The 292-nt window shown below is 77.1% G+C and carries 1 protein-coding gene; it reads right to left on the reverse strand.

What is annotated here, in order from left to right:
* Nucleotides 1-292: PTS sugar transporter subunit IIA (locus MD536_RS21025; RefSeq protein WP_239603761.1), on the reverse strand; the 292-nt coding region annotated here is incomplete at both ends.

Below are 292 nucleotides of genomic sequence, written 5' to 3' on the forward strand. Positions count from 1 at the left end.
GCGCCGCGCCAGCCGGGCCAGCCGGGCGAGGCCCGCCAGGTGGTCGGCCGTGGTGTCGGTGTCGCCGAGGAGGCAGAAGACGAGGCGAACGGGCTGCCCGTCCAGGGCCGGGTAGCGGAGGCCGTCCGGGTGGGTCGAGGCAGCCATCACCAGGCGCCCGAGGTGGGGGATCTGGGCGTGCGGCACCGCGACCCCGCCGCCGATGCCCGTCGACAGGATCGTCTCGCGTTCCATGAGCCGGGCGACCACCCCGTCCGCCGAAGGCGCCAGGCCGGCGTCGGCGAAGGCCTCG

It is taken from the genome of Flavihumibacter cheonanensis, from assembly GCF_022352215.1.
GTDB classification, from domain to species: domain Bacteria; phylum Bacteroidota; class Bacteroidia; order Chitinophagales; family Chitinophagaceae; genus Flavihumibacter; species Flavihumibacter cheonanensis.